Origin of the sequence: Flavobacterium silvisoli (assembly GCF_004329815.1) — a bacterium.
Lineage (GTDB): Bacteria > Bacteroidota > Bacteroidia > Flavobacteriales > Flavobacteriaceae > Flavobacterium > Flavobacterium silvisoli.
Window position 1 is genome coordinate 65376 of sequence record NZ_SJPE01000004.1, and the last position, 17360, is coordinate 82735.

A 17360-nucleotide genomic window follows, 5' to 3' on the forward strand; every position below is an offset into this window, starting at 1 on the left:
TTGTTACACTTAGGCTTTTTGAGTTTTTAATGCTGACTTTGCTTTTTCTAATTCTTTCTTGGCTTTTTCCATTTCTTTTTTAGCATCCAGCATTTCTTCTTTTGCTTTTTGCATTTCAGCTTTCGAATTTTTTAAATCATCGGTTTTGGTTTTGGGTTTCTCCGGAGGAGTCAATCCGTTTTTGGACATCATTTGGTCAATTTGTTCTTGCATTTTTTTCATTTGCTCGGCTAAATCATTAAAATTATTGCCCTGATTGAATTGGAAACCCGGTATTTCTTCGTTGCTGAACAATTCGACTTTATTATTTTTTTTGATTTCCTCCAGTTCTTCAGCAGTGTAGTCGTCACCACCTTCAACTACGTTTCCATCTTCTAAGACTAATGGTTTTTTACCGTCTTTTTGAATGATGATGCGCGAACTGGTTTTTCCTGAACCATTCCCAAAAGGGAAAGATTTATCATCATTAAAATTAAAATGGTACTCTTTCATCATTTTTTGCGGATCACTTCCAAGGAATGAATTTCCTCCGAAGATTTCACTGCTGCTTGGTTCTCCAAAACCAACTTCATCGTTTTGTTTGTAAAACTTGATGGTATTGATGGGTTTCTTGTTGTCAAACTCCAGTGAACCTTTGCTGCCATTAGCATCACTGTAGCTTACTTTGATAGCGGTGATTTCGCCTTTTTCATTTCTTTTTACATCCGAGTAGGTAATGGTAACACCGTGTTCAGCCAATGCTTTCACATCGTCATTCATTTCGGTTTCCGGAGTGCTTTTGTTCCAGGTCATGTAAATGTTATCACTGGGAACTTTACCCTGTAAAGTTGATGATTTTTTTCCCTGTCCTAAAAGAGTTAAAGGGAGCAACGGAATCATCAGCCATAAATAAAACAGATTTCGTTTCATAATAGTAATACTTTAAGTGGGGTTTAACGGTTTAAAAATCAGTAACAAACTTATTGTGTTTCCTTTTTTTGAAAAAAGTGTTTGACAATTTTTTAACTATTTTTGGGTTTCTTTTTTAAGTTTGGCTCTTTCTTTTTCAAACTCAGCTTTGGCTTTGAGCATTTCTTCTTTGGCCTTAATCATTTCTTCTTTAGCTTTCATCATTTCGGCTTTGGCTTTTTCCATTTCGGGTTTGGATGTTTCGGTTTTGATTCTGGTTTTTTCCAATTCTTCTTTTACTTTTTTCCAGTCGGCATTAGCCATCCTGATTTGTGATTTTACCTGAGGTCTGATTTTTTTAATCTCCATGCGAACATTGTTCATCGCATCGCTTTTTATTTTTGAAATGTCTTCCGGACTCATAGTAAATGCTTCAGTTTCGCCTTTATCGTCACTACTGCTGTAGCTAAAACTGTAGTGCCCTTTAGCACCTGCTTCTCCTATGATTTTTTGAATTTCACTATCATCTGAAATCACTTTTCCGTTGATGATAACCAGTGGTTTTTTGCCGTTTCTTATCATTATTTTTTTATCGATGTCTGCATCCTGAAGTGCTATGATGTTTTCAGGGATTTCAATGTTGACATCAACATCTTTGATTTCCGCCAGGCTGTCATTGTTAAAATGATAAGTGAAAGCTTTTGAAACCAGGGGATGGTTACCAGTTGTATTGGCATAAATTTTCATATTTCGGGGTTGACCAAACCCAATGGTGCCTGCACTTTTGTAAAAATGGATAGGAGCTATAGGTTCGTCTCCGCTGCATTGGGTGGTTCCTTTATTCCCATTTTTGTCTTTATATTCTACTTTGATGCCGGTAATTTCACCCGAGGTATGCGTTTTACTTTTGAAAATTTAAGCGTAACGCCGTGTTCTTCTTTTAGTTTTTTGGCTTCTTTTTTCAACTGTTCATCAGAACAGTTTTTGTCGATTTTTACTTTTACATCGCCATTATTGCTGATATTTTTTACCCAAATATCAGATTCTACTTCCTGTGCCACAACTTTTATTTGGAACAAGAATACAAAACCGATGAGTGCTGGAAGAATTAAGGCATACTTCCAGGAATTTCTTTTGTGTGATTGATTGGTGTTTAACATAACGATCCGTTTTTTGATTAATGATTGATAAAAATGATTAGTTATAGATAAGCAGTTTTGATGAGTAACTACTTTGAGTAAAGCGTGCTGATAAGCTTGTCGGTCATTGAGTTGTGCGATGGCTTTTTGGTCGGCTATGTATTCCAGATTCTGTGCTATTACTTTTTTATAGAGCCAAACAAACGGGTTGAACCAAAATACAACAGTAAATAATTTAACCAACAATACATCAACAGAGTGATGCTCTTTGCTGTGTACCTGTTCGTGTAAAATGATGCTTTGCAATTCGGTACCAGTGTAAAAATCTGAATTGTAAACAATATATTTAAAAAAAGAAAAGGGTGCGATATGATCATCGGAGTCAACCAGGGTAAAACCTTCTCGTTTAAATTGTTGTTGCTTGTGAAGCATTCGATACAGCGAAAATAAATTAAGTATGATTTTGAATAGTAACGCTGATGCAACCAGAGTATAACCCATCCAAAGTAGTTGCATCCAATCGAATGCTTCAACAATAGCAACATTTTTAGTGTTTACAGGTCCTTGTTGTGCATAAGCCACCAAATCCTCCATTGATATTTTCGGACTTTCCACCCAAATGATTTTTTTGATGAAGAATAGCGGCAGCAGGGCAGAGGTGAGTAATCCGGACAAAAGGAACCATCGATTTGCATCGAAAAAAGTTTCTTTTCTTACCAAAAAATGATATGCCAAATAGAACATAGCCAGTAATCCGCTTGATTTTATCAGATAAATGAAAAGGGTTTCCATCCTATTGTTTTTTTTCGATTAACGCTAAAATTTCCCTTAGTTCTTCAGCCGATATTTTTTCTTCTTCCGCAAAAAAGGAGACTAAATTTTTATAAGAACTATTGAAATACGTTTCAATGGCCGTATTCATAAAACGCTTTCTGTAGTCTTCCATTTTTACAATGGGATAATACTGATGTGTGTTTCCATAGGCGTTGTGAGCCACAAAACCTTTATCTTCCAAATTGCGGATAATGGTCGAAAGGGTGTTGTAATGAGGCTGGTCTTCCTTAATTTCTGCCAGTACATCTTTTACGAATGCTTTTTTGAGCTTCCATAAAATCTGCATGATTTCTTCTTCCTTGTTGGTTAACTTTTGCATGAGTGATTAATTTGAAATCAAACATACAACTATTTTTTTAGTTGATAAACTGTTTTTATAGTTATTTAACTAAATTTTAAGGAATACATCAAGTGTTTTGAATATAACTTGTTGATTTAATTCGCTATAGTGTTCTCGGCTTTAATCAGTCGGTAGGACCAAAGACCAAAGAAAGTTCCCATGATTCCGAGGATTCCCATGAAAATCCAGTTGGCGGCATAACCAAAATCCTGAATAATCTGCATACCCATTTTAGAACTTAAGATGTGAGCCATACTGAAACTCATGGTATAAATTGCCATGTAGCGGCCTTCGTGCCCTTTGGGAGCCCGACTCAGAGAAACCGAGTTAGAGAAAGGAAAAGCAAACATTTCGCCAAAAGTCATAAACAGCATCATGATAACTAAAATACCGGCCCAAACTTTAACCAGCATTAAAAACAAACTGATGGCCATGAGAAAACAACCTATAAAAACCATTTTGATTTTGCTGATTTTTTTGCGCTCAACAAAGCTAACTAATGGCATTTCGAGAAAAAAAATTAATAAACCGTTCATGGTAAGCAGGAGTCCGGTTTGCAGTTCAGTTAAATGAAATTGTTCACCATGGTAAAGCGGAATGGTGGTGAATACCTGAAAGAACAAAATGCCGCATACCAAACAGCAGGCCTGAAAAATCCAGAATGGTTTGTCTTTGAATACAGATTGGGGCAGTGCCTCGTTATGGTGTTCTTTATCTAAGAAGGGAGATTTCTTTTTCTCCTTAACTAATAATGCGAATACCAATATCGCCAGCATACAAGTTGCTCCATCTACCCAAAATAAACCTCGGTAGCCCATTGACATGATGATTATACCACCTAAAGCTGGCCCGGCAGAAAACCCCAGATTCACAGCTAGTCTGACCAAAGTTAAGGCCCTGGTCCGATTTTCGGGTTTGGCATAAGCTCCTATAGACACAAACATGGCGGGTCTGAACATATCGGCAATAATCATCAGTGTAAACATACCAATGCAAAGTCCTATAAAACTGGTAACAAATTCAACCAACAACAATAGTATACCGGTTGTAAACAAGCTGAAAATCATGATTTTGTAAAATCCTATTTTATCGGATAATTTACCGCCAAGCCAGGATCCAATCATCGATCCGCAACCAAAACAAACCATAATCCAGCCCACTTCGCTATAGGAAAAATGCAAATCTTCTCTTAAATATTTAGACAAAAAGGGGAGCACCATAGTTCCTGCACGGTTGATGAAGGTGATGATGGTGAGTATCCAAATTTCGCGGGTAAAGCCTCTGAAATTATTGATGTAACGTTGAAAAGCGTTCAGGAGCATGATGATTGATGATTGATAGTGCAAAAATAACAAACTTTAAAGCTCTGAGGCGTTGTGCTTTTGTAACTTTTACACTAATTTTGAACATGTCCTATTTCAATCTTCATACACACAAATATACCAATCGTTCGAATGTTTTAGAGCTGGTGAACCAATATCCATGGGCTTTTGACGAGACAATTCCGCAGTATTCCATAGGCATTCATCCCTGGTACATTGATGAAAGTAGATTAGAAAGCGATTTGCAATTAATAGACAAAAAATTAGCACTACCCGAATGTTTGGCTTTGGGCGAATGTGGTTTAGACAAACGCATTACTATTCCGATTGACTTGCAGGCGATAGTATTTGAACGTCAGATTACCTTAGCCGAAAAACATCAGAAGCCTTTGGTGTTGCACTTGGTAGCCGCTTATCAGGAGTTAATTGAAATTAAAAAAAGATTGCACATTACTGTTCCGGTCATCCTCCACGGATTTTCCAAAAATGAACAAGTAGCAAAGCAATTGTTAGACAATGGTTGTTATCTTTCGTTTGGCAAATACCTATTGCGCAATCCGGATTTAAAAGATGTTTTCCTTTCGGTGCCCGATGATCGTTTTTTTCTGGAAACCGATACTATGGAAGAATCTCTTGAAGAAGTTTATGCTGTAGCTGCTGAATACCGTGGCATCTCAGTACATACTCTGCAGCAACAAGTTTTGACTAACCGAAGGCAGGTTTTTGGAGTTTAAAGTGTTTTTCGTTTGTTGTTTTTAATACCCACCGGTTGGAGTACCTTAACAAACCATTGGATAATTTTGTTTATTTTTGCGCCTTTAAAAATGTAAATCAAATGGCAAAGTGGCAGGAAAGAGCAGAGCTTTTATTTAAACCTGAAGGATTAGAACGATTAAAAAATGCTAATGTTTTAGTGGTCGGATTAGGCGGTGTCGGATCATTTGCGGCCGAGTTTTTGGCTCGTGCCGGAGTGGGAAACATGACAATTGTTGATGGTGATGTAGTTGATATAACCAATATTAATCGTCAGTTACCGGCTTTACATTCTACCATTGGTTTGTCTAAAGTAGAGTTGATGGCTGCACGGCTATTAGACATTAATCCGAAACTTAATTTAGTTCCGGTGAAAGAATTTCTTTCTCCTGAAAGAGCGAATGAAATAGTGACATCTGAGTTTGACTATGTATTAGATTGTATTGACAGCGTAACACCAAAACTCAATTTGATAATAGCAGCCAAACGTAAAGGAGTCAAAGTGATTAGTAATATGGGAGCTGGAGGAAAATATGAAGCTTCGAAAGTCAAAGTAACCGATATTCGCAAAACCGATTACTGTCCTTTAGCCAAAGTGGTGCGCAAGCGTCTTAAAAAAGAAGGTATTTCGAGTGGTGTCAAAGTAGTGTATTCGTATGAAAGACCGGATGAAGGTAGTGTTAAAATGACCGATGGCACCAATTTTAAAAAGTCTTTTTACGGTACTAACAGTTGGATGCCATGTCTTTTTGGGTTACATGCCACCGAAACAGTAATCAAATATCTTTTGAAAAAATAGCAAGGAATGGAACTTTCTGAAAGGCCCCGAATCAAGATAGCCCTATCGATAACCGATAAAGTTTTTGAAGTCTTAGCGGTATTGTTTTTAGTGTGTTTTTGGGTTTTTACTTTTTGGAACTATGCTGCCTTACCTGAGGTAATTCCAATTCACTTCAGAGCAAACGGAACGGTTGATGGGTACGGAGGTAAGTGGACTTTATTCTTATCGACCACTATCGCAACTATTTCCTATATAGCATTGACGGTTTTAAGTCGTTATCCTCATAAGTTTAATTATACCACACCAATAACGCCCACCAATGCGTTACAACAATATACCATAATGACCCGCATGATACGAGTATTGAAGCTTTCGGTTATTCTTATCTTTTTTGCTATTGAATATAAAACGGTACAAGCCAGCTTAGAACAAGGCGAGAATTTGGGTGGATGGTTTATGTTTTTGGTGATGAGTCTTATTTTTGTTCCGCTTTTTTATTTTCTTATACAATTATCTAAAAACAGCTAACGTGATACAAACCGTAATTTTTGATATGGACGGTGTAATTGTTGACACTGAACCGGTACATCATTATGCCTATAATCAACATTTTAAACAGTTAGGTATTGAGGTTTCGCCTGAAATGTATGCTTCGTTTACGGGCAACTCGACCAAGAATATTTTTGAACGACTCAAAGCTCAGTTTAATTTAAAGGAAGATGTTCCCGCTTTGGTTGAAACTAAACGCAATTTGTTTAACGAAGCTTTTGACCGAAAAGCAGATTTGTATTTGTTGGATGGTGTAGAGAATTTAATCAAAGATTTGTACGCCAATGGGATGCAGTTGGTTTTGGCTTCTTCATCGGCTACGGTAACCATTGCTAAGATTTTTGATCGGTTTGGTTTGCATCCGTACTTTAGTCATATTGTTTCGGGAGAAGATTTTCCGAAATCGAAACCACATCCTGCCATTTTTCAGCACGCAGCTTTTTTGGCACAAACTCCTGTTGAGAACTGCATCGTCATAGAAGACAGCACTAACGGAATATTAGCAGCAAAAGCAGCCGGTATATATTGCATCGGTTACGACAGTTTTCACTCAAAAATGCAGGATTACAGCCAAGCCGACATGGTGATAAGCAATTTCAGCGAATTGAGTTATAACTTTATCAAAAACATCCGTTAGCCTACAGCACTTTTATACACTTTAAGACATTTTTCGCGTGCTTCCTTGTGGTCAACTATGGGCTTAGGATATTTTGAAGTATTGAGTTCAGGCACCCATTTTTTGATGTAAACCCAATCTTTATCAAACTTTTTGATTTGTTCGGTTGGATTGAAAATCCTAAAATAAGGAGCAGCATCTACGCCACTGCCGGCGGCCCATTGCCAGTTGCCTACATTGCTGGCTTGTTCATAGTCGAGTAATTTATTGGCAAAATAAGCTTCACCCCAGCGCCAGTCGATTAACAGATGTTTGCACAAAAAACTGGCGACTATCATCCGTACACGGTTGTGCATGTGACCGGTGGCATTCAGTTCGCGCATGCCGGCGTCTACAAAAGGATAACCTGTCTGTCCGTTGCACCATTTTTGAAATAAGGTTTCGTTGTTTTCCCAATGTATGGCATCGTATTTATCTCGGAAACTTTTGCTAACGGTATGCGGAAAATGCCATAGAATTTGCATGAAAAACTCGCGCCAGATGAGTTCGTTCCAAAAGGTTTCATTTTTTTCCTGTATGGCTTTGGCGATTATTTTTCTGATGGATACTGCTCCGAAACGCAGATATGCTCCCAGATATGATGTTTTGTTTAGTGCCGGAAAATTGCGGGTTGCTTCGTAATTCCTGATGAGTGTTTCAGAAATATCGTAAGAGGTAACTTTTATCTTGGAAGGAACAAAACCAATATCTTTCAAACTCAGAAAAGGGTAGGAGTGACTTATTATTTTATACAGATAATCTTCTGAATTGTAATGGTGCAATTCAGTTTTTCTGAAGTTTTCTTTCCATTTTTTTGAATAGGGCGTATATACTACATAAGGAGTTCCATCGTCTTTTACAACTTCATTTTTTTCAAATATCACCTGATCTTTACTGGTTTTGAATTTGATGTTGTATTCTTGGAACAAACGATATAATTCTAAGTCGCGTTTGCGAGCATAAGGTTCGTAATCGTGGTTGGTATACACTGCCTGGATGCTGTTTTCAGTGAGGATTTTGTTGAATACTTCAAAGGGTTCTCCGTGAAATACCGCTAACGAGCGTCCAATTTTTTTCAGTTCTTTTTGTATTTTTTCTAATTGTTCGTGAATGAAGGTTACTCTCGCATCGTCTTTGGATAATTGTGATAATATGGTTTCATCAAAAATAAAAATAGGCAGTACTGCATCGCCGTTGTTCAACGCGTGAAAAAGCCCTACATTATCATCCAAACGCAAGTCGCGTCGAAACCAAAAAATATTCATCATTTATTGTTTATGCATTTACTAATAGAGTAGACATCCCCCCGTCTACATTAAAAATTTGTCCTGTGGTCCAACTACTTTTATCACTCAGCAGGAATTTAGCCATTTGAGCAATATCGTCAGCGGTACCAACTCTCTTCATCGGATGACGCAAGGCTGACTTTTCTTTTTTCTCTTCAGAGTTCAGGAATTTATCAGCCAAAGGCGTATCGGTTAAAGAGGGAGCAATTACGTTAATTCGTATTTTCGGAGCATATTCGGCAGCCAAAGCTTTAGCGAAACCTTCAACAGCACCTTTTGCAGCGGCAACACTGGTGTGAAAAGGCATGCCCATACCGGCAGCCACTGAACTGAATAATACAATACTTGATTGTTTTGAAGCCGTTAAATTAGGCAAAACAGTTTGAATCACTTTGATTAAGTTGATGAAATTGATTTGTAAATCGGTTTCAAAAGCTTCAGGTTTGAGTCCTTTAAAAGGTCGCAAATTAATACTGCCCGGACAATAAACCAATCCGTCAAGAGTTTCGGGTAATTTTGTGACGTCGAGGGTGTCGGTCGTTGCATCAAACGGTATATAAGTGCAGTTGATGTTCTCTAAATTTTCATTTGTTCTTGAAGCCACAAAAACGTTGTGGTCATGCTGAAGTTCTTTGACTAAAGCCAAGCCGATACCATACGATCCTCCTATCAAAAGTATATTTTTCATGATTAATTTCCTCTGTATGTTGAATATCCGTTGGCACTCAGTGTTATCGGAACATGGTAATGTTCATTGTCTTTTATTTCAAAAACAACTTCAATAAAGGGATAAAAACTCTCTTGTTTGTTGTTAGCAAAATAAGGTTTTGTTTTAAAGATGAGCTTGTAAATACCAAAATTTGAGTTATTCATCGGAAGAAATTCTTTTATTCTTCCTTTGTCATCAGTCATTTTTTTATCAACATAAAGCCAGTTTTGATTGGTGTTGTCTTGTTTTCTGAGTTCCACTTCAACATTAGGAGCACCGGTTCCTTTACTGATGTCAAGTATGTGTGTGCTCAATTGAAATTTTTCCTGAGAAAATGCCAGTGAAGAGCAGAGCAGAAGTAAAAAAAATAGTTTTTTCATGTTGTTTTAATTATAAGTTCCAAAAAGTTCAGTTAATTTTTTTTGACGGTAATCAAATATCTCTTTGAGTTTGGGTTTTACCAAAAACGGATGCACCCATTGACCTAAAATGCCTAGAGGTAATTTGTAATGAACCAAATCTTCCATTTCAACTCCGCCCGGAATTTCTTGTAAGAAATGCTTATGATGCCATAAAGCATAAGGACCGAATCGCTGTTCGTCTACAAAATATACTTTGTCCTGTACGTGAGTGATCTCGGTTACCCATTTCATCGGAATGCCGAGAACAGGTGTTACTATGTATTGAATGATTTGTCCCGGAAACATGGCTCGGTCATCGCCTGAAAGCGTCTTAAAACCCATATAATCAGGTGTAATTGTTTTTAGATTTTTGGGATCCGACAGAAATTTCCATGCTTCTTCCAATGTAATGGGTAATTTTTGTTTGGTATGTAGAGAATATATTTTCATGGTTTAATTTTTTGTAAAATTACAAAATATTTGTTTAATAAAATTAAATAAAAGTTAAACAAATATATTTAAGTTATTCTTAACATACGTCAACTCATACTATTTGTAATTTTGGACAAACATCAATAAAACCTAACGTATGAAAAGAATTATTCTAGTTTTCGCAGCAATTATTGCTAACTATGTTACTCACGCTCAAGTGAAAACTCCCGCTCCGAGTCCGCATGCAACCCTGACACAAATGGTTGGATTAACAGAAGTTACTGTTGATTATTCAAGACCAAGTGCAAAGGGGAGAGTGGTATTTGGAGATTTAGTACCATTCGGAAAATTATGGAGAACAGGAGCCAATTTAAATACTACTGTAACTTTCAGCGAAGATGTAGTAATTAAGGGAACTACCCTTAAAAAAGGAAAATATGCTTTATACACTACTCCAAAAGCGGACATGTGGGAGGTAATTTTTTATTCGGATACCGATAATTGGGGAACTCCTGAAAATTGGAACGTAAACAAAGTGGCTTATTCTACTAACGTAGATCCTATAGCTTTGGGAAATCCGGTTGAATCATTAACTATTTCAATCAACAATCTTACGAATGACAGTGCTACTTTAGATATTTCCTGGGAAAAAACAATGGTGTCTTTAAAATTTGAAGTGCCGACACAAAAAATGGCCATGGCAAGTATTGAAAAAGTATTGGCCGGTCCTGCAGCAGGTGATTACTATTCAGCCGCTCAATATTTTTACCAGTCAAATGGAGATTTAAACAAGGCGTTAGAGTACGTAAACAAAGCGGTTTCTATGGTTAAGGCCGGAGAGGAAGTACCGTTTTGGCAATTGCGTTTAAAGTCTTTAATCCAAGCTAAATTGGGAGACAAAAAAGGAGCAATAGAAACAGCCAAATTATCGTTAGCTGCTGCACAAAAAGCCAAAAACGATGATTACATCAAAATGAACAATGACAGCATTAAAGAATGGAGCAAAAAATAATTCATTCTGAATAACTGAAAAACCACGAACTCCCTCAGGAATTCGTGGTTTTTTTATGCTGTAACTTCTGCTGTTTCTTTGTTTTTCATTACCGATTGAAGCAATATTGACAATACTACGGTTAATGTGGCACCAATAAAATTCAACCATAGATATCCCAGTTTTTCCTGACCGGTAGGGTAGATGTGTATGGTGTAATAATAAATGAAAAAGATGGTCGTTTGGCTGATAACAGCACTAAAGAAGATGGCATTGGCTTTTACGTATTTGATGTAAAAACCAACCAAAAATACACCTAAAACGGTTCCGTAAAATATTGAACCGACTATATTCACTAACTGAATTAAATTTTCAAACAAAGTTCCTACGCAGGCAAATAAAATGGCGATAATTCCCCAAAGCAGGGTAAACGCTTTGGTTGCATTTACAAAGTGTTTTTCCGATTTTTCGCCCTTGACGTTTCGTTTGTAAATATCAATTGCGGTCGTAGATGCCAGCGCTGTTAAACCTGAGGCCGATGAAGACATAGCTGCTGAAAAAATGACAGCCAGCAAAAGACCAATCAACCCGGACGGCAGGTAGTGTAAAATGAAATAAATAAACACATAATCCTTATCATTGGTTTCCGATTTTCGGTCCACTTTTTCTATGATTTCTTTGGCTTGTTCGCGTAAATCTTTTTCTTTTCCTGAGAGCGAAACCAGTTTGTTTCTCAAAATAGGGTTGTCGTAGTTTTGATTTAAATGGTCAATATACAATAAGTTGTATTCTTTTTTCTCTTCAGATAAATCGGCTAATTTTTTTTCAAGCGAGTGGTATTGTTCGGCGTATTTTGACTTTGCTACAGCATCTTTATTTATAGGATTAAAATGCAACGGCACCGGATTGAACTGGAAGAATACAAACACCATTACACCGGTCAGTAAAATAAAAAACTGCATCGGAACTTTCATAAAACCATTCATGATTAGTCCCATCTGGCTTTCGCGATCAGATTTACCGGAAAGATAGCGTCCAACCTGCGATTGATCGGTGCCAAAATAGGAAAGCATCAGGAAGAATCCACCCGTAATTCCGCTCCAAAATGTATAACGGTTTTCGGGATCAAAAGAAAAATCAAGAATATTCATTTTACCGTTAGCACCCGCAATGTGTAAGGCATTAGAAAAAGTCATGTCGTTTGGAAGCAAATGCAGGATTAAAAAGAACGTGATGAACATGCCGCTCATGATGATGAACATCTGCTGCTTTTGAGTTACGTTTACGGCTTTGGTTCCTCCTGCAAAAGTGTAAATGATGACCATAATTCCGATAATCACATTGAGCAGGGTAAGGTTCCATCCCAAAATAGAAGAGAGGATGATGGCCGGTGCATAAATAGTCAAACCGGTTCCCAATCCTCTTTGGATTAAAAACAAAATAGCGGTAAAGGAACGTGTTTTTAAATCAAATCGTTTTTCGAGGTATTCGTAAGCGGTAAAGACTTTCAACTTGTGATAAATGGGAATAAACGTAATCGAAATAACCACCATAGCTATAGGCAGCCCGAAATAAAATTGTACAAATCCCATTCCGTCATGATAAGCTTGCCCTGGCGTTGATAAAAAGGTAATGGCGCTGGCTTGTGTTGCCATTACAGATAAGCCCACGGTCCACCATGGTGTTTCCTTGTTGCCTAAAATATAATCTTCTACGTTTTTGCTTCCTTTGGTTTTGTAAACCCCGTAAAATACTATGAAAAGTAAGGTAGCTGATAAAACAATCCAGTCGAGTTGCTGCATGTTAAAAGAATAATTGCATTAAAATAAAAAAGATGACAATGTAAATAGCGTTGGCAATTAAAACCCAGGTATAGCTATTTTTCCAGGATGTTTTTTTAGTTTCCATTTTATTTACCAATTGCGATTAAGTTGGCCATTAATCTGAACGCTCCGGAGACGCCTTCGGGCAATTCACGAAAGAAGCTCAGTCCGGTATAAATATAATTCCCTTTGCCATATTTGGCAATCAATAAAGCACCGTCTTTAGGTTTTTCGCCTTTGTCATTAGCAGATAAAATGGCAGTAAAGTTGCTGTCCCATTCGTTAGGATAATACAAGCCTTGTTCCTGTTTCCATCCTTTGAAATCGTCAGCAGTAATTTTGTTAGGATAGTTCAATACCGCATGTTTGGGAGTCAAGAAGCGCACTTCAGCATTTTCTTCGGTAACACGGTCGCGGGAGATTTTCAATTTAAATGGTGCTATGTCTTTGGTAACCAAATCATCGGTCGTGTTGTATTGAACAATCATAGTCTTACCTTTTTTAACAAAATCTAAAAGAATATGTTGTTTGAACGCCAATGTATTTACCACATTATATGCTCTTATACCGGTCATTACAACATCAAACCCCTTTAACTTTTCACTGGTAATTTCTTCGGGTTTCAGGATTTGAACTTCGTATCCCATTTGCGCTAAACTTTTCGGAACTTCATCGCCGGCACCCATGATGTATGCAATTTTCTCGTTTTTTGTTTTGATTTTTAACCGAATACCCTTGGCTTCAGCCGGTTTCAAAGCCATCTGTTTGTAAATATGTGGATAATTGATATCAATCTTGTTTCGGTCATACGTTTGCCCGTCTACAGTTACGATGCTTTTAATATCAACTTCGCTGGCCTCTTCAGAGGGTTTTACACTAAAAATCGCCAACACTTCCTGATCTTTTTTGTCAATGGTGAACGGAATTTCAGAAGGACTAACTTTCCAACTCTGCGGAACTTCAAGTTTCACGGTCCCAGTTACAGCATCTTTTCCGGCTTTTACTTTTACTGTAAGGGTCTTACTTCGATCATTGTTGAAAATGTATACTTTTTCAGCGATGGAAGATGTTGCAACCGGTACGATATCTAACGGTTGATATACTTCTCCTTTTACATCATCGTTGTATTTGTAAACCACATTGCGTTCAAACGGAATGGTAACTCCATTAATTTCGAGTATAAAAAGTACTTTTATTTCTCTGATAACATCCGGTTTACCAATATTTTGCTGATCATCTACCCGATACATCCCTACAGTTCCGGTTTGGTTTAACCAGTAAGCATTCGTATAATTTAGGTTATTAGGAAGTTCCAAAGTAATGGTTTTGGAGCTTGATTTATTGTTGGGCAACGGAGTGATTTCCTGAGTATTCATCGAATTCGGAAAAGTAGTAGTTGCATTCCAATTGATGTTAATTGAACTTCTGTTAATTGCTTCCAGTTTTACTTTTAGGGTACTTCCCGGTGTAGCTTCTTGCACTTCAGCAACTGCCTCCAGGTATAAACCGGCACAACCGGCGATGATTTTTTTGATTTCTTCCGATTTGATGTTTTTCCAATGTGAATCTTCTAATTTTTGTATCAAGTCGTATGCTTTTACTAATTCGGGTATACTGGCGGATGGGTTTTTAAAGTCGAAATTTTTCTCAACCGAAGCTAAGATTTCCCCGATAGGCTTGCCGTTTTTTACCCGATTCCAGGTTGTGTCGATACCTTCAAAAAGGTTGTTTTTATCTGTCGGAGCATCGCCTTTCAGAAACTCTAAATATTCTTCTTCCTCACCGCGGGTTCCGGTTGAACCGAAGCCTTGTGACTGATGACGACTGCGACTCAAAGCGGCAATTTCCTGATTGGATTTGCCTATTGACGGGTAATAGGTTCCTATTTTGAGATTACTCATTCCTGATTTGTCGGCGGCATCAAATTTCTCTTTACTGCCATAAAACCACCAGGATGTATTGAAATACAAACGTTTAGCTTTCCAAGTAGTTACATATTGCAATTGGTCAGGAAAAATACTCGGGTCATTGACTTTGTCAAATGCTTCAAAGCTCAACATAGCTGAAGAAGTATGATGCCCGTGAGTAGTTCCCGGCGAACGATGGTCAAAACGGTTGATGATTACATCGGGTTGGAATTTTCGAATGGCCCATATAACGTCACTCAATACTTGGTCTTTGTCCCAGATCTGCAAAGTTTCATCAGGATTTTTGGAGAAACCAAAATCATTGGCACGCGAAAAAAGCTGTTCTCCACCATCTATTTTTCGGGCTTCAATTAGTTCCTGTGTTCTGATAACGCCAAGCAGTTCGCGCAATTCGGGACCTATCAGGTTTTGTCCGCCATCGCCTCGTGTTAATGATAAATATCCGGTTCTGGCTTTTACGTCATTTGATAAATAAGCGATTAATCGGGTGTTTTCATCGTCGGGATGTGCTGCAATATACAGAACAGACCCCAAAAAGTTCAGTTTCTGAATTTGATTGTAGAGCTCTACTGCATTGGGTTTTTGCGGCTGTTGAGCCCATGCGGTTGGTAAGGTAAAAAGTAAAAAATAAATAGAAAAAAAGTAAAGCTTTTGCATTTTATAATCGTTAAGAGTGCAATAGCTTCAAATATACAGATTAAATAAAAATAGATGTTTTAATTATTTTTATTTTAACTAAATCCTAACGCCTGTTTACCTAATCATTTCCGGTAGTAGTGGCATAGGCAAATCTTCCTTTTGAACTGTACGGGTAGATTTTTTTGTGTAACAAGATTAATTGAAACGGATTGTCATCGTCAAAGTTATTGATGGTTACTCGGGCTTTATTGTAAAGAGAGTAGCCACCATAATTTTCGGGTAGTTCAGGGGCAGATACCCATTCTCCTTTTTCTTTATAATAATAAACCATTTTCAGGTTATCAAAATAAGCCTCTAAATTGGGGAAATAATAGTAGCGAAGGTAACAGTTATTTTTACTATTGATCGGTAACGATTCTTTCTTTAATGTGTTTTCTTGTGCGCTGATGCCATTGGTTATCAATAGTATAAGGATAGCGAAGAGCAATTTAGTCGTTTTCATGTTTTTGTAGATTTGGGGTTAACAAAAATATTGAGCGGCATTTTCTGTAAAAATCTAAGGCAAAGATATACAAAGAAATAATCAAAAACACGATTAAATCACCAATTTATCGATGAAATGCATTTTTTTATTAAAATGATAAGAATTGTATTATTTTAAACGCTTGATTATTAAGTGGTTGTAAAAATCGTGTCAAATTGTAAAAAACAAAGGCCGAGAAAATTCCTCAGCCTTTGTTATCCATAAAAAGAAGGTGCATTAGTGTTTACCGTGACCTTTGCCTTTGCCATTTCCGTGACCATGACCTCTGCCGTTTCCGCGGTTTCCGTTGTCATGACCGTTAGATTTCCAGCCTTTGTTCCCCACATATTTTACTCTGTGTTCATTGTAATATACATAGGGTGTTCTTCCGTGGTAATCGGTTAAATATACCGTATGACCGTGGTATAAATCGTATCCTCTGTATCGTGCCGGCAGCACGGCTGAACGGTGCCATTTGCCTTTTCTTAAATAAATATAACAACGTGCCGGAACATCATAATATACTTCAATATCAGGGAGGTAATAGTATTGTACTTCTACCGGAGCTGCCGGAGCCCAAACCGGTGGGGTACCAATATTAACATTCACCGAAACTTGTGCCTTACTGCTTACCGTAGCTGCAAATAGTGCTACTAGTAATACTAATTTTGTTGTTCTCATAATTTTCTTTTTAATATAATCGCTTCTGTTTATGATTGCGTAAAAAAAGAAGCAGATTAGATTAGACCTAATTTTTGTTATTGTATAAGACAAATTTAGATTCGGAGCTGTAAAGTTGTGTTACAAGATTTTTTAAAAAATTTACATAATTAAAATTAATCCGTAAATTCTGTATGATCATATTTGTGTTTAATAATCGAAATACCCTTTTGGAGCAGTAAATTGTTAGGGTAGGTAATGCGTTCGCCTTTATCGGTTTTGAGATAGATATGAAAAGCTTTAATGTCTTCAATTTCAGCCTGAATCGGAAAATCTTTATCATGCACGCTGATGATATCGCCAATGCGGAACGGGAAAAAGAAAAATAAAATGATTCCGGAAGTAATGTTACTCAGTATAGACCATTGGGCAAACATAGCTACACCCACCACAGTTGTGACTGATGAAAGTGTAAATAGGATGTCTTTTTTTTGTACGCCCCAAATTACAATAAGACAGACCAATGTCAGTATGTTGATGAGCAAATGAATGTATTTGATTACCAAGTTTGTTCGATGTTCCATTATGAAGGAAAGCTTGGCATAACGGCGAATGAATTTGGCTATCAAAATTCGCAGAAAGATGACAACAATCAGCAGAATTCCGGTGGCAATAACCTCTTTGATAAAATCTGAAAAAAAAGTCAT

Annotated in this window: 19 protein-coding genes; 5 read left to right on the top strand and 14 right to left on the bottom strand. The window is 37.3% G+C overall.

Going from position 1 to position 17360, the window contains the following annotated elements; all coding sequences use genetic code 11:
- Positions 1–9 precede the first annotated feature (9 nt).
- The 5 genes from EZL74_RS04950 to EZL74_RS04970 all read right to left on the bottom strand — a co-directional run bounded on the left by EZL74_RS04950 (position 10) and on the right by EZL74_RS04970 (position 4523).
- Positions 10–909 carry a hypothetical protein gene (locus tag EZL74_RS04950; protein WP_131475490.1) on the bottom strand — a complete coding sequence of 300 codons (900 nt, stop codon included), beginning with the start codon at positions 907–909 and terminating at the stop codon, positions 10–12.
- A gap of 96 nt (positions 910–1005) precedes the next feature.
- Complete coding sequence (locus EZL74_RS04955) at positions 1006–1635, bottom strand: BAR domain-containing protein (RefSeq protein WP_131475491.1); 630 nt, start codon at positions 1633–1635, stop codon at positions 1006–1008.
- Positions 1636–1751: 116 nt separating this feature from the next.
- On the bottom strand, positions 1752–2819 hold the full coding sequence (locus EZL74_RS04960) for a M56 family metallopeptidase (protein WP_131475492.1): 1068 nt from the start codon (positions 2817–2819) through the stop codon (positions 1752–1754).
- Between the two features lies 1 nt (position 2820).
- On the bottom strand, positions 2821–3180 hold the full coding sequence (locus tag EZL74_RS04965; protein WP_131475493.1) for a BlaI/MecI/CopY family transcriptional regulator: 360 nt from the start codon (positions 3178–3180) through the stop codon (positions 2821–2823).
- A gap of 116 nt (positions 3181–3296) precedes the next feature.
- Positions 3297–4523, bottom strand: coding sequence for an MDR family MFS transporter (locus EZL74_RS04970; protein WP_131475494.1), 1227 nt, complete (start codon positions 4521–4523; stop codon positions 3297–3299).
- A gap of 86 nt (positions 4524–4609) precedes the next feature.
- Here EZL74_RS04970 and EZL74_RS04975 point away from each other — a divergent pair, with 86 nt between their 5' ends.
- From EZL74_RS04975 to EZL74_RS04990, 4 genes are all read left to right on the top strand, one after another.
- Positions 4610–5257 carry a TatD family hydrolase gene (locus tag EZL74_RS04975; protein WP_131475495.1) on the top strand — a complete coding sequence of 216 codons (648 nt, stop codon included), beginning with the start codon at positions 4610–4612 and terminating at the stop codon, positions 5255–5257.
- Between the two features lie 101 nt (positions 5258–5358).
- On the top strand, positions 5359–6075 hold the full coding sequence (locus EZL74_RS04980; protein ID WP_131475496.1) for a tRNA threonylcarbamoyladenosine dehydratase: 717 nt from the start codon (positions 5359–5361) through the stop codon (positions 6073–6075).
- A 6-nt stretch (positions 6076–6081) separates the two neighbouring features.
- Positions 6082–6585, top strand: a complete 504-nt coding sequence (locus EZL74_RS04985; protein ID WP_131475497.1) for a DUF1648 domain-containing protein — start codon at positions 6082–6084, stop codon at positions 6583–6585.
- Position 6586: 1 nt separating this feature from the next.
- The gene (locus EZL74_RS04990; RefSeq protein ID WP_131475498.1) at positions 6587–7243 is read left to right on the top strand and encodes an HAD family hydrolase; all 657 of its coding nucleotides are present in this window, start codon (positions 6587–6589) and stop codon (positions 7241–7243) included.
- Here EZL74_RS04990 and EZL74_RS04995 read toward each other — a convergent pair.
- Genes EZL74_RS04995 through EZL74_RS05010 form a run of 4 tightly spaced genes read right to left on the bottom strand, consistent with a single transcriptional unit; the run spans position 7240 to position 10107 of the window.
- Positions 7240–8526 carry a cryptochrome/photolyase family protein gene (locus tag EZL74_RS04995; protein WP_131475613.1) on the bottom strand — a complete coding sequence of 429 codons (1287 nt, stop codon included), beginning with the start codon at positions 8524–8526 and terminating at the stop codon, positions 7240–7242. The genes EZL74_RS04990 and EZL74_RS04995 overlap by 4 nt on opposite strands.
- A 10-nt stretch (positions 8527–8536) precedes the next feature.
- Complete coding sequence (locus EZL74_RS05000; protein ID WP_161971703.1) at positions 8537–9238, bottom strand: SDR family NAD(P)-dependent oxidoreductase; 702 nt, start codon at positions 9236–9238, stop codon at positions 8537–8539.
- Positions 9238–9636 (bottom strand): hydroxyisourate hydrolase, encoded by a 399-nt coding sequence (uraH, locus tag EZL74_RS05005; protein WP_131475500.1) that lies wholly within the window; start codon positions 9634–9636, stop codon positions 9238–9240. The genes EZL74_RS05000 and uraH overlap by 1 nt, the downstream gene beginning before the upstream one ends.
- Before the next feature lie 6 nt (positions 9637–9642).
- Positions 9643–10107, bottom strand: a complete 465-nt coding sequence (locus tag EZL74_RS05010) for an SRPBCC family protein (RefSeq protein ID WP_131475501.1) — start codon at positions 10105–10107, stop codon at positions 9643–9645.
- A 139-nt stretch (positions 10108–10246) separates the two neighbouring features.
- Between EZL74_RS05010 and EZL74_RS05015 the strand changes: the two genes are divergently transcribed.
- Positions 10247–11101, top strand: coding sequence for a DUF2911 domain-containing protein (locus tag EZL74_RS05015; RefSeq protein ID WP_131475502.1), 855 nt, complete (start codon positions 10247–10249; stop codon positions 11099–11101).
- 53 nt (positions 11102–11154) lie between these two features.
- Here the strand turns inward: EZL74_RS05015 and EZL74_RS05020 are convergent, their stop codons facing one another.
- The 5 genes from EZL74_RS05020 to EZL74_RS05040 form a co-directional block, all read right to left on the bottom strand.
- Complete coding sequence (locus EZL74_RS05020) at positions 11155–12882, bottom strand: sodium:solute symporter (RefSeq protein ID WP_131475503.1); 1728 nt, start codon at positions 12880–12882, stop codon at positions 11155–11157.
- A gap of 107 nt (positions 12883–12989) precedes the next feature.
- Positions 12990–15488, bottom strand: coding sequence for a PIG-L family deacetylase (locus EZL74_RS05025; protein ID WP_131475504.1), 2499 nt, complete (start codon positions 15486–15488; stop codon positions 12990–12992).
- A 100-nt stretch (positions 15489–15588) separates the two neighbouring features.
- Positions 15589–15972, bottom strand: coding sequence for a hypothetical protein (locus EZL74_RS05030; protein WP_131475505.1), 384 nt, complete (start codon positions 15970–15972; stop codon positions 15589–15591).
- Between the two features lie 258 nt (positions 15973–16230).
- Positions 16231–16674: a hypothetical protein gene (locus EZL74_RS05035; protein WP_131475506.1), complete on the bottom strand. Its 444-nt coding sequence runs from the start codon at positions 16672–16674 to the stop codon at positions 16231–16233.
- Between the two features lie 155 nt (positions 16675–16829).
- Positions 16830–17360 (bottom strand): mechanosensitive ion channel family protein, encoded by a 531-nt coding sequence (locus EZL74_RS05040; protein ID WP_131475507.1) that lies wholly within the window; start codon positions 17358–17360, stop codon positions 16830–16832.

Bases quoted from the DNA above. Each gene is read 5' to 3' on its own strand.
- EZL74_RS04950 (WP_131475490.1), bottom strand. From the start codon at position 909: ATGAAACGAAATCTGTTTTATTTATGGCTGATGATTCCGTTGCTCCCT.
- EZL74_RS04955 (WP_131475491.1), bottom strand. From the start codon at position 1,635: ATGAAAATTTATGCCAATACAACTGGTAACCATCCCCTGGTTTCAAAA.
- EZL74_RS04960 (WP_131475492.1), bottom strand. From the start codon at position 2,819: ATGGAAACCCTTTTCATTTATCTGATAAAATCAAGCGGATTACTGGCT.
- EZL74_RS04965 (WP_131475493.1), bottom strand. From the start codon at position 3,180: ATGCAAAAGTTAACCAACAAGGAAGAAGAAATCATGCAGATTTTATGG.
- EZL74_RS04970 (WP_131475494.1), bottom strand. From the start codon at position 4,523: ATGCTCCTGAACGCTTTTCAACGTTACATCAATAATTTCAGAGGCTTT.
- EZL74_RS04975 (WP_131475495.1), top strand. From the start codon at position 4,610: ATGTCCTATTTCAATCTTCATACACACAAATATACCAATCGTTCGAAT.
- EZL74_RS04980 (WP_131475496.1), top strand. From the start codon at position 5,359: ATGGCAAAGTGGCAGGAAAGAGCAGAGCTTTTATTTAAACCTGAAGGA.
- EZL74_RS04985 (WP_131475497.1), top strand. From the start codon at position 6,082: ATGGAACTTTCTGAAAGGCCCCGAATCAAGATAGCCCTATCGATAACC.
- EZL74_RS04995 (WP_131475613.1), bottom strand. From the start codon at position 8,526: ATGAATATTTTTTGGTTTCGACGCGACTTGCGTTTGGATGATAATGTA.
- uraH (WP_131475500.1), bottom strand. From the start codon at position 9,636: ATGAAAAAACTATTTTTTTTACTTCTGCTCTGCTCTTCACTGGCATTT.
- EZL74_RS05010 (WP_131475501.1), bottom strand. From the start codon at position 10,107: ATGAAAATATATTCTCTACATACCAAACAAAAATTACCCATTACATTG.
- EZL74_RS05015 (WP_131475502.1), top strand. From the start codon at position 10,247: ATGAAAAGAATTATTCTAGTTTTCGCAGCAATTATTGCTAACTATGTT.
- EZL74_RS05020 (WP_131475503.1), bottom strand. From the start codon at position 12,882: ATGCAGCAACTCGACTGGATTGTTTTATCAGCTACCTTACTTTTCATA.
- EZL74_RS05025 (WP_131475504.1), bottom strand. From the start codon at position 15,488: ATGCAAAAGCTTTACTTTTTTTCTATTTATTTTTTACTTTTTACCTTA.
- EZL74_RS05030 (WP_131475505.1), bottom strand. From the start codon at position 15,972: ATGAAAACGACTAAATTGCTCTTCGCTATCCTTATACTATTGATAACC.
- EZL74_RS05035 (WP_131475506.1), bottom strand. From the start codon at position 16,674: ATGAGAACAACAAAATTAGTATTACTAGTAGCACTATTTGCAGCTACG.
- EZL74_RS05040 (WP_131475507.1), bottom strand. From the start codon at position 17,360: ATGACTTTTTTTTCAGATTTTATCAAAGAGGTTATTGCCACCGGAATT.